General features: G+C 53.5%; 12 protein-coding genes and 4 tRNA genes. 12 read left to right on the plus strand and 4 right to left on the minus strand.

Features of this window, described 5'->3' with window-relative positions; translation table 11 throughout:
- Positions 1–3: 3 nt before the first annotated feature.
- On the minus strand, positions 4–417 hold the full coding sequence (locus OR573_08140) for a hypothetical protein (GenBank protein ID XGA81575.1): 414 nt from the start codon (positions 415–417) through the stop codon (positions 4–6).
- 202 nt (positions 418–619) lie between these two features.
- On the opposite strand from OR573_08140, the gene pyrC reads away from it, so the two are divergent.
- Complete coding sequence (gene pyrC, locus OR573_08145; GenBank protein ID XGA81576.1) at positions 620–1,666, plus strand: dihydroorotase; 1,047 nt, start codon at positions 620–622, stop codon at positions 1,664–1,666.
- Between the two features lie 30 nt (positions 1,667–1,696).
- Here the strand turns inward: pyrC and mtnN are convergent, their stop codons facing one another.
- A complete protein-coding gene (gene mtnN, locus OR573_08150) occupies positions 1,697–2,413 on the minus strand; it encodes a 5'-methylthioadenosine/S-adenosylhomocysteine nucleosidase (GenBank protein XGA81577.1) in 717 nt (238 codons plus the stop codon).
- 39 nt (positions 2,414–2,452) lie between these two features.
- A complete protein-coding gene (gene folD / locus OR573_08155; protein XGA81578.1) occupies positions 2,453–3,316 on the minus strand; it encodes a bifunctional methylenetetrahydrofolate dehydrogenase/methenyltetrahydrofolate cyclohydrolase FolD in 864 nt (287 codons plus the stop codon).
- Positions 3,317–3,500: 184 nt separating this feature from the next.
- Here folD and OR573_08160 point away from each other — a divergent pair.
- From OR573_08160 to OR573_08195, 8 genes are all read left to right on the plus strand, one after another.
- Positions 3,501–3,577 (plus strand) — tRNA-Pro (locus OR573_08160).
- 103 nt (positions 3,578–3,680) lie between these two features.
- Positions 3,681–3,757: transfer RNA gene (locus OR573_08165), tRNA-Arg, on the plus strand.
- 72 nt (positions 3,758–3,829) lie between these two features.
- A tRNA-His gene (locus OR573_08170) sits at positions 3,830–3,904 on the plus strand.
- 59 nt (positions 3,905–3,963) lie between these two features.
- Positions 3,964–4,038, plus strand: a tRNA-His gene (locus OR573_08175).
- Positions 4,039–4,553: 515 nt separating this feature from the next.
- On the plus strand, positions 4,554–5,792 hold the full coding sequence (locus OR573_08180) for an FAD-binding oxidoreductase (GenBank protein XGA81579.1): 1,239 nt from the start codon (positions 4,554–4,556) through the stop codon (positions 5,790–5,792).
- A 123-nt stretch (positions 5,793–5,915) separates the two neighbouring features.
- The gene (locus tag OR573_08185; protein XGA81580.1) at positions 5,916–6,131 is read left to right on the plus strand and encodes a putative motility protein; all 216 of its coding nucleotides are present in this window, start codon (positions 5,916–5,918) and stop codon (positions 6,129–6,131) included.
- A gap of 183 nt (positions 6,132–6,314) precedes the next feature.
- Entirely contained in the window at positions 6,315–7,904 is a 1,590-nt protein-coding gene (locus tag OR573_08190) for a peptide chain release factor 3 (protein ID XGA81581.1), read from the plus strand.
- A gap of 46 nt (positions 7,905–7,950) precedes the next feature.
- On the plus strand, positions 7,951–8,730 hold the full coding sequence (locus OR573_08195) for a TatD family hydrolase (GenBank protein ID XGA81582.1): 780 nt from the start codon (positions 7,951–7,953) through the stop codon (positions 8,728–8,730).
- A gap of 4 nt (positions 8,731–8,734) precedes the next feature.
- Here the strand turns inward: OR573_08195 and OR573_08200 are convergent, their stop codons facing one another.
- Positions 8,735–9,745 (minus strand): folate-binding protein, encoded by a 1,011-nt coding sequence (locus OR573_08200; protein XGA81583.1) that lies wholly within the window; start codon positions 9,743–9,745, stop codon positions 8,735–8,737.
- A 183-nt stretch (positions 9,746–9,928) separates the two neighbouring features.
- Here OR573_08200 and OR573_08205 point away from each other — a divergent pair, with 183 nt between their 5' ends.
- The 3 genes from OR573_08205 to uvrB all read left to right on the plus strand — a co-directional run bounded on the left by OR573_08205 (position 9,929) and on the right by uvrB (position 12,672).
- A complete protein-coding gene (locus OR573_08205; protein XGA81584.1) occupies positions 9,929–10,129 on the plus strand; it encodes a hypothetical protein in 201 nt (66 codons plus the stop codon).
- A gap of 66 nt (positions 10,130–10,195) precedes the next feature.
- A complete protein-coding gene (locus OR573_08210; GenBank protein ID XGA81585.1) occupies positions 10,196–10,609 on the plus strand; it encodes an OsmC family protein in 414 nt (137 codons plus the stop codon).
- 38 nt (positions 10,610–10,647) lie between these two features.
- Positions 10,648–12,672, plus strand: coding sequence for an excinuclease ABC subunit UvrB (gene uvrB, locus OR573_08215; GenBank protein XGA81586.1), 2,025 nt, complete (start codon positions 10,648–10,650; stop codon positions 12,670–12,672).
- Position 12,673 lies beyond the last annotated feature (1 nt).

Raw genomic sequence — 12,673 nt, forward strand, 5'->3', positions numbered from 1 at the left:
GCGTTATTTGCCGGACGTTATCAGGCGGTGAATCACCTTGATCACCAGTGTAAAGACAAAGGTCAGCCAGCCAGCCGTTGCCAGCACGTTGACGGCCAACATCTTGGGTGGCAGCCATGCAGGGCCAAGCAGGAACTCAAGCAGGATATAAGCGGCCATACCCAGCAGCAGAGGCAATGCCAGCAGGTGAATCCACATGTCAGTGCGCCGCTTGCGCACATGATAGCGGCGCAGCAACAAACGCAACGGGCGGTGGAACCAGCTAACAAAGATGACGGTGGCAATAAGCAGCATCATGCCGACCGTTGGTTCGGTGCTGCCACGGTAAGCGGAAAGCGTGACCGACCAGCTAAGTGCCAGCCATAGCAATCCTTCAATGCTGGCAACAATATCCGCATAGCGCCTTACGTTATGCATACAAAAAATGCGTCCTGAAGCTGATATCAGTGAGAATGATACGTCAATTCATCCACTTTGTGGGTATGGATTCCAGCGCGATTATCCGGCGAGCAATTTAAGCAAGCTAAATATCCGGTATAATCGATGCTGACATTCAATTGCCCACACCATAACGTATCCTGATCCGTTACGTATCAAAATTTGCTCGATAGGAATCGCCGTGAAAACACTTAGCCTAACGCGCCCCGATGATTGGCATCTGCACCTGCGCGACGACGCTGCCATGGAGGCGGTTGTCAATCATAGTGCTGCCCAGATGGGGCGTGCCATCATCATGCCGAATCTCAAGCCACCGGTGACGACAACGGCCCAGGCACAAGCCTATCGCCAACGCATTCTGCAGGCATTGCCGGAAGGGTCAAGCTTTGAACCGCTGATGACGCTGTACCTGACCGATACCACGCCACCAGAAGAAATTCAGCGGGCCATCGATAGCGGTATCATCAAGGCGGTCAAGCTTTACCCTGCCGGAGCAACGACCAACTCAGCGTCAGGGGTGACCGATCTGCGCCACTGTGATGAGACGATTGCTGCCATGGCCGAGGCAGGTCTACCGCTTTTGATGCACGGTGAAGTGACCGATGCTGACATCGATATTTTCGATCGCGAAGCTGTTTTCATTGAGCAGGTGCTCAAGCCCTTGCTAGCGCGTCATCCTTCGCTCAAGGTGGTTTGCGAACACATCACCACTGAGCAGGCGGCCACCTTTGTGGCCGAAGCGCCGGATAACGTCGCGGCGACCATCACGGCCCATCACCTCCTGTTCAACCGCAACCATATGCTGGTAGGCGGGATTCGTCCGCACTATTACTGCCTGCCGATTCTCAAGCGCGAGCGCCACCGTCAGGCGTTGCTCAAGGCAGCAACGTCGGGCAGCCGGAAATTTTTCCTGGGTACTGACAGTGCGCCTCACGCCCAGGGCGATAAAGAATCCAGCTGTGGCTGTGCGGGTGCCTATACGGCACCGGCGGCGATTGAACTGTATGCCATGGCGTTTGAACAGATGGATGCGCTCGATCAACTGGAAGCCTTTGCAAGCCTGAATGGCCCGCGCTTTTATGGTTTGCCGGTTAACCCTGACAAGGTAGTGCTGGAGCGTAATAGCTGGGCACTTCCAGACAGTTACCCTTATGCGGACGGGCAGCGCATCATCCCCTTGCTGGCGGGAGAAACGCTACCCTGGAAACTCCAGAAAGGTAGTATTTAAGATAAAGATGGTGCTTAAGAGAAAGAGCATTTAAGCCGTTGTTACAGCTCCGATCTGCTTGAGCATCTGGTCAACCATGCGCGATGAGTGCTGGGCGGCAACCTCCAGAAACTGCTCGAATGACAGGTGATTATCCGTGTCCCCCGGAATGTCCGAGAGGGCGCGGATAACCACAAAGGGCACGCCAAACAGATGGCAACTCTGAGCAATCGCTGCCGCTTCCATATCGACGGCCAGCATGGCAGGGAACTGCTGACGCAACTGTGCTACCCGCTGAGGGTCGGCCATGAAGCTATCTCCGGTGGCAATCATGCCTTCACGCACGTTGACCTCATTAAGCACTGTGATGGCGCCCTGGGCATGGGCTTTAAGGCCTGAATCAGCCTCAAACGCGGCGGGCATACCCGGAACCTGGCCAAGTTCATAACCAAAGGCGGTCACGTCAACATCGTGGTGGCGAACTTCACTGGAAATCACCACATCGCCGATTTTCATATCCGTGGCAAAGCCCCCAGCAGAGCCGGTATTGATAATGGCCTGGGGCTGGAAACGTTCAAGCAAGACCGCAGTTCCCACTGCGGCGTTAACCTTCCCAATGCCTGACTGCAGAATGGTGATATCCAGGCCATGGCGCTGGCCGCGATAAAACGTACACCCTGCGTGTTCATGGCGCTGGGCGTTGTCTAGCTGCCCGGCAAGAATCTCGACTTCCTGCGCCATGGCGCCAATAATCCCGATATGTTTCACGAAAGATTCCTTATTAAGTCTGATAATGCTCAATGCGAATCAGGTATGAGCAGGGGCATGCTGTTCGGCTGATTCCAGGGTGTTCTGCAGCAGGCTGGCAACCGTCATGGGGCCAACGCCACCGGGGACGGGGGTAATATGACTGGCTCTTTGCTGGGCTTGTTCGAAATCGATATCCCCAATCAGGCGGCCATTTTCTTGTCGGTTGATGCCCACATCAATCACGATGGCGCCGGGCTTGATCCATTCCCCTTTAACGATACCGGGCTTGCCAACGGCGACCACCAGAAGATCGGCACGTCTGACATGTTCTTCAAGGTTGCGGGTAAAACGATGGCATACCGTGGTGGTACAACCGGCCAGCATCAGCTCTAGCGCCATGGGGCGGCCAACAATATTGGAAGCGCCGACCACGGTGGCATCCAGGCCGCGTACGGCCAAGCCGCTTTTTTCAAGCAGCGTCATCACTCCCTTGGGCGTACAGGGGCGCAGGGCAGGCAGACGTTGTGCAAGACGGCCGAGGTTATAGGGGTGGAAGCCATCGACATCCTTGTTGGGAAGAATGCGTTCCAGCAGCGGTTCGGCATCCAGGTGAGGGGGTAAGGGCAGCTGCACCAGGATGCCGTCAATCGTGTCATCGGCATTCAGCTGATCAATCAAGGCTTCGAGCGCCTGCTGAGTCGTCTCGGCAGGCAATTCGTGCTGAATGGAGTGAATGCCTGCATTCTCACAGGCGCGATGCTTGTTGCTGACATAAACATGCGAGGCAGGGTCATTGCCCACTAACACAACCGCAAGGCCAGGAGCGCGAGCACCGACCTTGAGGCGGGCGGCAACCTTGTTGGCAACATCCTGGCGAACATCAGCGGCGATGGCTTTGCCATCGATCAATTGGGCGGTCATCAATGTAATCCCCGTCGAGAAAAATGCCTGAAAGTAAGTGGAATGCGTCTGATTTTCGCATGCCAGCACGTTCAGGCAAAGCGATTGAAGGATTTATGTGTATTAGTGGTTGACTTTAAAATTAAAAGTTGTAATATGTGCCTCGCTTGAGACGAGACATACGGTAGCGTCTAGGTAGTTACTTCGGGGTGTAGCGCAGTCTGGTAGCGCGCCTGCTTTGGGAGCAGGATGTCGGGGGTTCGAATCCCTCCACCCCGACCACTTCCTAACGTGGATGTTGGTACCTGCATATCCAAGCGTTGGTTGTGGTTCAGCACTTGATTCAATTGAGCAGCATCAACAATTGAATAGCTAACTTCAAAGTGCGCCCATAGCTCAACCGGATAGAGCAACGGCCTTCTAAGCCGTAGGTTGCGGGTTCAAGTCCTGCTGGGCGTGCCAATCTGAAGCGTCAGCATGTTGAAAGATATAAGCGCCATTGTTTGTATCTATCTGTTTTACAAGTTAATTATGGTGGATGTAGCTCAGTGGTAGAGCCCCGGATTGTGGCTCCGGTGGTCGTGGGTTCGATCCCCATCATCCACCCCATTAAATACTTGTAAAGTATATTAGTCAGCAAATTCTGTATCAGATTATCCCAGGTTATGGTGGATGTAGCTCAGTGGTAGAGCCCCGGATTGTGGCTCCGGTGGTCGTGGGTTCGATCCCCATCATCCACCCCATTAACCTTTGTAATCTTTTATCCTCTCAGTGTTATATTCATATCCTCGCGTAGCAATCTCCTTTCTATATTTTATCTGCATTTAAATTCGCTAATCGGCGTATAAGTATTGCATTTATTATTAGAAATTGCTTATATTTCCTGTGTTTTTCAAACAGCCTATCTGCCGTGTGGTAGCCGCCGTGCTGATAGATTTTGACGGGTTGACGGCGTTTTTTTGCAGTTGCTTCACCCTCGCTGTGCAGCTTGGGTTTTTATCCTTTTTTAATTAATTTTTTGAAATTAATTGCTGTTTTTTGAAAAATATACAGTGTTTTTGGCTATTTTAATGCTGTTGATTTGGTGTTAATTTCTGCACACGGTTTTTGTCTAGGGTTAATCCTCAGTTGCTTGTAGCGAACTGCTCAGCAACCTTGTGGCAAGGCCAACACAGGTTTATTTTATATTTTACTGTCATCAGTGTATTGGCTGGTGGCAGTGTTGATGTTGAAAGGCACAAAAAACAAGGAGCATAGAATGGCGCATAGTATTGTTCTGGGTGCTGGAATGATTGGTGTCAGCGTTGCCTGGCATCTTCTTCAGCGTGGGCATGATGTCACCCTGATTGACCGTCGTGATCCAGGCCAGGAAACATCCTTTGGCAATGCTGGCATCATCCAGCGTGAGGCCGTGCGCCCCTATGCCTTTCCTCGTGATATGAAAACACTGCTGAGTGTCTTGCCTAATCGCCGAGTGGATATTCGTTATCGGCCGGGCGGGATGATCAATGCAGCGTCACCGTTGCTGCGTTATTGGCACAATTCCGGGTCAAAAGCCTATTCACGTATCGTGCCGGAATATGCTTCTCTGATTCAGTTATGTCTTGATACTCATGCGCCGATGGTTGAAGCGGCTGGCGCTGAGCGGCTGATTGCCAAAGACGGCTTTCTGGAACTGTTCCGTTCTGAAAGCAAGCAGGCAACTCGCTTGAAAGAAGCGGAAGAGAATCGGGAACGTTTTGGCGTCCAGTTCAAGCACTTTGACCGTCAGCAGTTGTCTGCCATTGAACCGCACCTCTCGACGGATATCATTGGTGCTATCCACTGGGTGGATTCCTGGGTGGTTAATGACCCTGGAAGCCTGGTCGCTGCTTATGCCGATGCCTGCAAGCAGCAGGGTGGTCGTCTGTTGAAAAGTGAAGTCACTGATATCAAACAGAAGGCTGACGGTTGGCAAGTGACGACGCCGGATGAAACCTTACAGGCCGATAACCTGGTTATGGCGCTGGGGCCCTGGGCGGGTAAATGGCTCAAGCCCTTGGGTTATCATTTCCCGACTTTCGTTAAGCGTGGTTACCACATGCACTATGCGCCCGGTGAAGGTGCCAAACTCAATCACTGGGTAATGGATGCCGAAGTGGGCTATCTGTTAGCGCCAATGCGCGCCGGTATTCGTCTGACAACCGGTGCCGAGCTGGATAACCTGGAATCACCTGCTCACGATAATCAACTGGCGAGTGCCGAAAAAGCCGCCCGCAAGCTGTTTCCGCTTGGTGAGCGAAAAGATGCAGACGCCTGGAAGGGCGCGCGTCCCTGCCTGCCAGATATGAAACCAGTCATTGGCCCGGCGCCGCGCCATAAAGGCCTGTGGTTGGCTTTTGGCCACGGCCACCAGGGGTTCACGCTAGGGCCAGCAACGGGCATGCTGCTGGCGGATATGATGGAAGGTAAGCCAACGGCTATTGATATGGCGCCTTTCCGCGCCGACCGGTTTTGATGCTTTTCAGCCGTGATAATAGCCAACAGAAATAAGTGTGGACATCGGTTATACAGAGGCTTTGCACCGCGGCAGCGCCTCTGCTATTGTAAAATTACATTTCATAGCTAATGAGGTGCCACCATGGATGCATCTGTCAGTAATGCAGTCTCTGCATCGCTCTACATGAATCAGGCACAGACTGCCCAGCAAACACAAATGCAGGTGTTCAGGGAATCACTGGATAATCAGGAGCAACAGGTGTCTGCATTGATGGAGTCGGCAACAGCCGGTTCAGAGTCACAGCAAAACCTTGCTTCAGAGGGTAATCTTGGAACCCAGATCAATACGTTTGCCTGATCTGTTTTCATATAGATACGTTTAGCTTTAAAGAAAGCCAAGGCCATACCAACATGTGTTGATATGGCTTTTTTTGTGTGCTGATCTTTGCCGGTCCAAGGCCCTGCCTGTGCTGATGCTTTCGATTTGCGTTATCATAGCGCTATCAGTTACTTAATTTATGCAGTCCTGCCAGAGAAACCAATGTCTGACGCTCAACTATCCCGCGAAGCGGAACTTCGCCGCACCTTCGCTATTATTTCTCACCCGGACGCGGGTAAAACCACCATTACCGAAAAAATGCTGTTGTTCGGGAACGCCATCCAGATGGCGGGCTCGGTCAAAAGCAAGCGTAATGACCGCCATGCGACCTCAGACTGGATGAAAATGGAACAGGAGCGTGGTATCTCGGTGACCACCTCCGTTATGCAGTTTCCTTATGGTGGGCGTATCGTCAATCTGTTGGATACGCCTGGCCACGAAGACTTCTCAGAAGACACTTACCGTACCCTGACGGCTGTCGACTCAGCGCTGATGGTAATTGATGGAGCGAAAGGCGTTGAGGATCGTACCATCAAGTTGATGGAAGTCTGTCGGCTGCGTACCACGCCGATCCTGACCTTTGTCAACAAGATGGATCGGGATATCCGTGACCCTATCGAAGTGATGGATGAAGTCGAGACCGTGCTCAATATCCAGTGTGCACCGATGACCTGGCCGATTGGTATGGGGCGCCATTTCAAGGGGGTCTATCACCTTTATAACGATGTGTTGCATCTTTATACTCAGGGCCAGGGTAGCCGAATTCCTGACGACAAACGCATCGAAGGGTTGGATAACCCTGAAGTGGACGCCGTACTGGGAGAAGAGCAGGCAGAAGAGTTGCGTATGGAAGTGGAGCTGGTACGCGGCGCCTCCCATGCGTTTGACCTTGATGCCTATCGTAACGGTGAACTGACGCCGGTGTATTTCGGTACCGCCATGGGCAATTTTGGGGTGCGGGAAATGCTCGATGGCTTTGTTGAATATGCGCCGCCGCCCCAGCCCCGTGAAACGGATACCCGTATCGTCACTGCGGATGATGAGCGCTTCAGTGGTTTTGTATTCAAGATTCAGGCAAACATGGACCCGAATCACCGTGACCGTATTGCCTTTTTAAGGGTGTGCTCGGGTAAATACGAAAAGAACATGAAAATGCGCCATGTCAGAATCAACAAGGATGTAAAGATTGCTGACGCCCTGACGTTTATGGCGTCGGATCGCTCCCAGGTTGAGGAAGCCTGGCCGGGCGATATTATTGGCCTGCACAACCATGGCACCATCCAGATTGGTGACACCTTTACTCTGAATGAAGACATGCGCTTTACCGGGATTCCTCACTTTGCTCCGGAACTGTTCAAGCGTGTGCGCCTGAAAGACCCGCTGAAAATGAAGGCGCTGCAGAAAGGGCTTCAGCAGCTTTCCGAAGAAGGGGCTACCCAGGTCTTTATGCCGCTGGATAACAACGACCTGATTCTGGGCGCGGTAGGTACGCTACAGTTTGACGTGGTCGCCCATCGCCTCAAGGAAGAGTACAAGGTGGATTGCCTGTATGAAGGCATCAACGTCAACACCGCCCGCTGGGTGTACAGTGAGGATGCCAAGAAACTTGAAGAATTCAAGCGCAAGGCAAGCGCCAACCTGGCGATTGATGGCGGTGGTTATCTCACCTACATTGCGCCAACACGTGTGAACTTACAGATGACCCAGGAGCGCTGGCCGGAGATTCGCTTCCAGCCAACCCGTGAGCACTGAGCGGATGACACGGCTTGTCTGGTAAGGTTTGCCTGAGGGAGGAGAGATGCTGATTGACGCCCATTGCCATCTTGATCTTGCTGATTTTGATAGCGACCGTGAAGACGTTTTTCAGCGTGCCAGACAAGCCGGTGTCAGACACTTTGTGGTGCTTGGCACTACCCGAGCGCGCTGGCAACAAGTGCTGGCGCTTGGTGAGCGTGAAGACGTCAGCGTTGCCCTAGGCCTGCATCCCTACTTCATTGAAGAACATAGCGACGAGGATATGCAGGCGCTGGAAGACGCCTTGCAAGCATACCCTCAGTTAATTGCCGTGGGTGAGTGCGGCATTGATGCTCGCCTGAGTGACACGCTTGAGCAGCAATGGACGCTGTTTGATGCCCAGTTGCGTCTGGCCAAACGCTATGATCTGCCAGTGATAATTCACTGCGTGCAGGCCAACGATAAGGTGGCCAAGCGTTTGCGTCAGCTGCAGCTGCCCAGAGGCGGCATGGTGCACGGTTTTGCCGGTTCCCCAGAGCAGGCACACGCCTTTAATGCGCTGGGATTTGCTGTCGGGCTGGGGGGAATATTGACCTATCCACGCGCCCGCCGGGTTCAGCGGGCGGTCAAGGCATTGGCAGACGATGGCTTTGTGCTGGAGACCGACAGCCCGGATATGCCGCTTCACGGTCAGCAAGGCCAGCGTAACGAACCGGTCAATGTCGCTGAAGTCTGCCGCCAGCTAGCCCAGCTACGCCATCAATCAGAAGCTGAAGTCGCCAGGCTGAGCTGCCAGACGGCCACGCGATTATTCCACCTGCCTGATAGTGTTATTGATGACTGAGTATCTATTGACCACTGATCGTCAGGGCCAGCTGCTCAGGGTCAAGCCGTTCAATCTCATAAGGCAAGCTTGCCAGCTCAACACAATGGCCGTTGATACTCAGAGGCAGCTGATTGTCGATTGCTTTTGTGTTGATCACTGCTAGAAATTCACTAGCGCCATTGTCGTTAACGCAGCTGGTGACGATCTCGCCGACGCTGCGCTCGTTGTCATCCTTAACCCCAGTGCCGCTGGATAGCGTTTCAGCGCTATTGATACTGCCACGCCAGAGGCGCTTTTTCACCTGGCCGCGAAAGTGGGCGCGTGCCACCACTTCCTGGCCGGTATAACAGCCTTTCTTGAAGCTGATGCCACCCAGGGCTTCCCAGTTGATCATCTGGGGCAGATATTTATCCTGATGTTCGGCGTCAAGCCAGACCAGACCCCGGCGAATATCGGCCAATTGCCAATCGGCAAGCTGGCCCTTGGTTGGCCAGTTTGCGCCATCTGCCTCAGGGAGGATAAACAGCCACCGATAGCCAGCCTCATCATCTCCGGGGGGGAAAGCCAATATACTGCGCTGCTCATTGTCACTGACCTGTTGCCAGGGTACGGAGGGCAACGGCATCTTGAGCGCTTGAGCCATATTTTCAGCATCACCCAGCGCAGATCCCAATACAGTGACGTCTTCACTGGCTGATAAGGTCACCTTATAGAAGGGGGCAAATTTCTGCAGATGCTTCATCAATGGCTCCACCAGGCTGGCGGATAGCAGCATACGCACATGGTCGCTAGCCAAGCGGATCAGCTGACCATTAGCAATCATCCGCCCCTTGGGAGTGCAAAAACAGGTGAGGGGAGCAAAGTGGCTGTCCGCCAGGCTGACTTGTGCACTGGTCTGGCCTTGCAGGAACTGCTCGGCACCGTCACCACGAATATCCAGAATAGCTAGATGAGATAACCTGATACTGGCGCCTGTGGCTTGCGGCTGAGGCTGCGTACCCGGTGTTGAGCTTGAAGCTGTGGATGCATGCATAGCGTGAGCATCTCCTTACTGTGATGAAATAGCAGGCCTTGATCTTGGCCGTGGATACCCCAAGATTACCACGTATGGGCCTTGAGACCCGATTGCAAGCCATTATCAGCGTGCTAGACTCTGGTGCTGTATCAAGCTTGCATAAGCTTGTTGAATGATATGTATGCGTAGGGGGGAGGACACATGGCTCAGCAGGTATCATTAGGGTTTAAAGGCGTAGAATCCGTTGAACAGGTGAATCAGATTACAACGGCCTTGATGATGGTAGACGGGGTTGAAAGTGCCGAAGTCGGCCAGCATGGCGCTGAAGTTGAAGGGCGCGTAAAGCGCGACAAGCTTATCGCCGCCGTCAATGCCTTGAAGCTGGGGATCAAGGTATCGTGAACATCAAAGCGTCTTGAAAGCAAAAGCGTATTGAAAGGACATTGGCTTACAGAGAAGGAAAACACCATGGAAAAGACTATAACAGTGATCACAGAGCGCGATCATCTGCTACGCCACCGGGTTGAGCTGAATGGTTTCGAGGATCTCTATGTGGATGTTCCCAAAGCCTACGGCGGTGAAGAAACGGCGCCAGACCCACATGACTACTTCGACCTGTCGCTCGGTGCCTGTAAGGCGATTACCGCCAAGATGTATGCCGACCGAAAGGGTTGGCCGCTGGAAGGCATCACAACAAGAGTCAAGCGTGATGACTCACAGGAGCGTAAAGGCTTGTACAAGCTTGAGGTCACGCTGGTCTTTCATGGTATCAGTGATCCTGAGCAACAGGCGCGACTCGAAGAAATCAGCGAACGCTGCCCGATCCATCGCCTGATCACCCAGGCCAGTGTAGAAGTGACAACGCGTTCAGATATTGCCTGACCGCCAAGACATCGCGTAAACCCGCTTTAGGAGCCTTGATGAGCAAAGCATTCAGACTGCAGTCCAAATTTTCCCCTGCCGGTGACCAACCTACGGCTATCAAGGCGCTGGTAGGCGGGCTGGAAGCCGGTCTTGCTCATCAAACCCTCCTGGGGGTGACCGGTTCAGGCAAAACCTTCACCATGGCCAATGTGGTAGAAACCCTGCAGCGGCCAACGATTGTCATGGCGCCCAACAAGACCCTGGCGGCTCAGCTTTACGGTGAGTTCAAGGCGTTTTTCCCTGATAACGCCATCGAATACTTTGTCTCCTACTACGATTACTATCAGCCTGAAGCCTATGTGCCGTCTTCAGATACCTTTATCGAAAAGGATGCCTCTATCAATGATCATATTGAACAGATGCGCCTTTCCGCGACCAAGGCGCTGCTGGAACGCCGCGATGCCCTGATTGTGGTGTCGGTTTCAGCCATTTATGGCCTGGGCGACCCGGATCAGTATCTCAAGATGCGTCTGCACTTCACTCGCGGTGAACTGATCGACCAGCGTGCCTTTCTGCGCCGTCTCGCCGAACTGCAATACACCCGTAACGATATGGATTTCCGCCGTGGTACCTACCGGGTGCGCGGCGATGTGATCGATATCTTCCCGGCGGATGCTGAAGAGGAAGCCGTACGGGTTGAATTGTTTGACGATGAAATTGATTCCATTCGCCTGTTTGACCCATTGACTGGCGATGTACGTGGCCAGGTGCCGCGTATGACGATTTACCCCAAATCCCACTACGTCACCCCTCGGGAAACCATACTGGGGGCGATTGATGCCATTAAAGCTGAATTGAAAGAGCGTCTTGAATGGTTGCGTAAGCACGACCGCCTGGTGGAGGCTCAACGTCTTGAACAGCGTACCCTTTACGATATCGAGATGATGCTGGAACTGGGGTACTGCAACGGTATCGAAAACTACTCGCGCTATCTCTCCGGGCGAGACCCGGGTCAGGCGCCGCCGACCTTCTTTGATTACCTGCCTGACGATGCCTTGCTGTTTATCGACGAATCCCACGTCAGCGTTCCCCAGGTGGGCGGCATGTTCAAGGGAGACCGCTCACGCAAGGAAACCCTGGTGGAATATGGTTTCCGTCTGCCGTCGGCGTTGGATAACCGCCCCATGAAGTTTGAGGAATGGGAAGCCATCAGCCCGCAGACGATCTTTGTATCCGCCACACCGGGACCCTATGAAGCCGAACATGCCGGTCAGGTGGTTGAACAGGTGGTACGCCCGACGGGGCTGCTGGATCCTGAAATTGAGGTTCGCCCCGCGTCAACCCAGGTAGATGACCTGCTCTCGGAAATCCGCCTGCGTACGGCGGTGGGGGAGCGTGTTCTGGTCACCGTGCTGACCAAACGCATGGCCGAGGACTTGACTGACTACTTTGATGAGCATGGTATTCGCGTGCGTTACCTGCATTCGGATATTGATACCGTTGAGCGGGTCGAGATTATCCGCGACCTGCGCCTGGGGAAATTTGATGTTCTGGTGGGTATCAACCTGCTGCGCGAGGGGCTGGATATTCCTGAAGTCTCCCTGGTGGCGATTCTCGACGCTGACAAGGAAGGGTTTCTGCGCGCTGAACGTTCATTGATTCAGACCATTGGCCGTGCGGCGCGTAACGCCCATGGCAAGGCGATTCTCTATGGTGACCGGATCACCGATTCCATGCGCAAGGCCATGGATGAAACAGCACGCCGTCGGGAAAAACAGCAGGTGCATAATGAAAAGCACGGCATTACGCCAACCACGGTGACCCGTTCGGTGGCGGATATCATGGAAGCCGCTCAGGCGCCCGGCAAGAAATCCAGCCGTCGGCGGGGTAATGAGCGCAAGGTGGCCGAGCCTGAGGTCGTCTATGAACCCGCAAGCATGCACCCGAATGATGTCGCCTCAGCGATCAGCAAGCTGGAAGACGGTATGTTTGAAGCCGCCCAGAATCTGGATTTCGAAGAAGCGGCCCGCCTGCGTGACCGTCTTCATGAACTTAAAGAAAAACAGCTGGCGCTGGGGTAAA

The organism is Halomonas sp. CH40 (genome assembly GCA_041875495.1).
Taxonomy (GTDB): Bacteria; Pseudomonadota; Gammaproteobacteria; order Pseudomonadales; family Halomonadaceae; genus Vreelandella.

Excerpts from the sequence above, each read along its gene's own strand:
- OR573_08140 (XGA81575.1), bottom strand. The coding sequence starts at position 417 with ATGCATAACGTAAGGCGCTATGCGGATATTGTTGCCAGCATTGAAGGA.
- folD (XGA81578.1), bottom strand. The coding sequence starts at position 3,316 with ATGACCGCCCAATTGATCGATGGCAAAGCCATCGCCGCTGATGTTCGC.
- OR573_08180 (XGA81579.1), top strand. The coding sequence starts at position 4,554 with ATGGCGCATAGTATTGTTCTGGGTGCTGGAATGATTGGTGTCAGCGTT.
- OR573_08185 (XGA81580.1), top strand. The coding sequence starts at position 5,916 with ATGGATGCATCTGTCAGTAATGCAGTCTCTGCATCGCTCTACATGAAT.
- OR573_08190 (XGA81581.1), top strand. The coding sequence starts at position 6,315 with ATGTCTGACGCTCAACTATCCCGCGAAGCGGAACTTCGCCGCACCTTC.
- OR573_08195 (XGA81582.1), top strand. The coding sequence starts at position 7,951 with ATGCTGATTGACGCCCATTGCCATCTTGATCTTGCTGATTTTGATAGC.
- OR573_08200 (XGA81583.1), bottom strand. The coding sequence starts at position 9,745 with ATGCATGCATCCACAGCTTCAAGCTCAACACCGGGTACGCAGCCTCAG.
- OR573_08205 (XGA81584.1), top strand. The coding sequence starts at position 9,929 with ATGGCTCAGCAGGTATCATTAGGGTTTAAAGGCGTAGAATCCGTTGAA.
- OR573_08210 (XGA81585.1), top strand. The coding sequence starts at position 10,196 with ATGGAAAAGACTATAACAGTGATCACAGAGCGCGATCATCTGCTACGC.
- uvrB (XGA81586.1), top strand. The coding sequence starts at position 10,648 with ATGAGCAAAGCATTCAGACTGCAGTCCAAATTTTCCCCTGCCGGTGAC.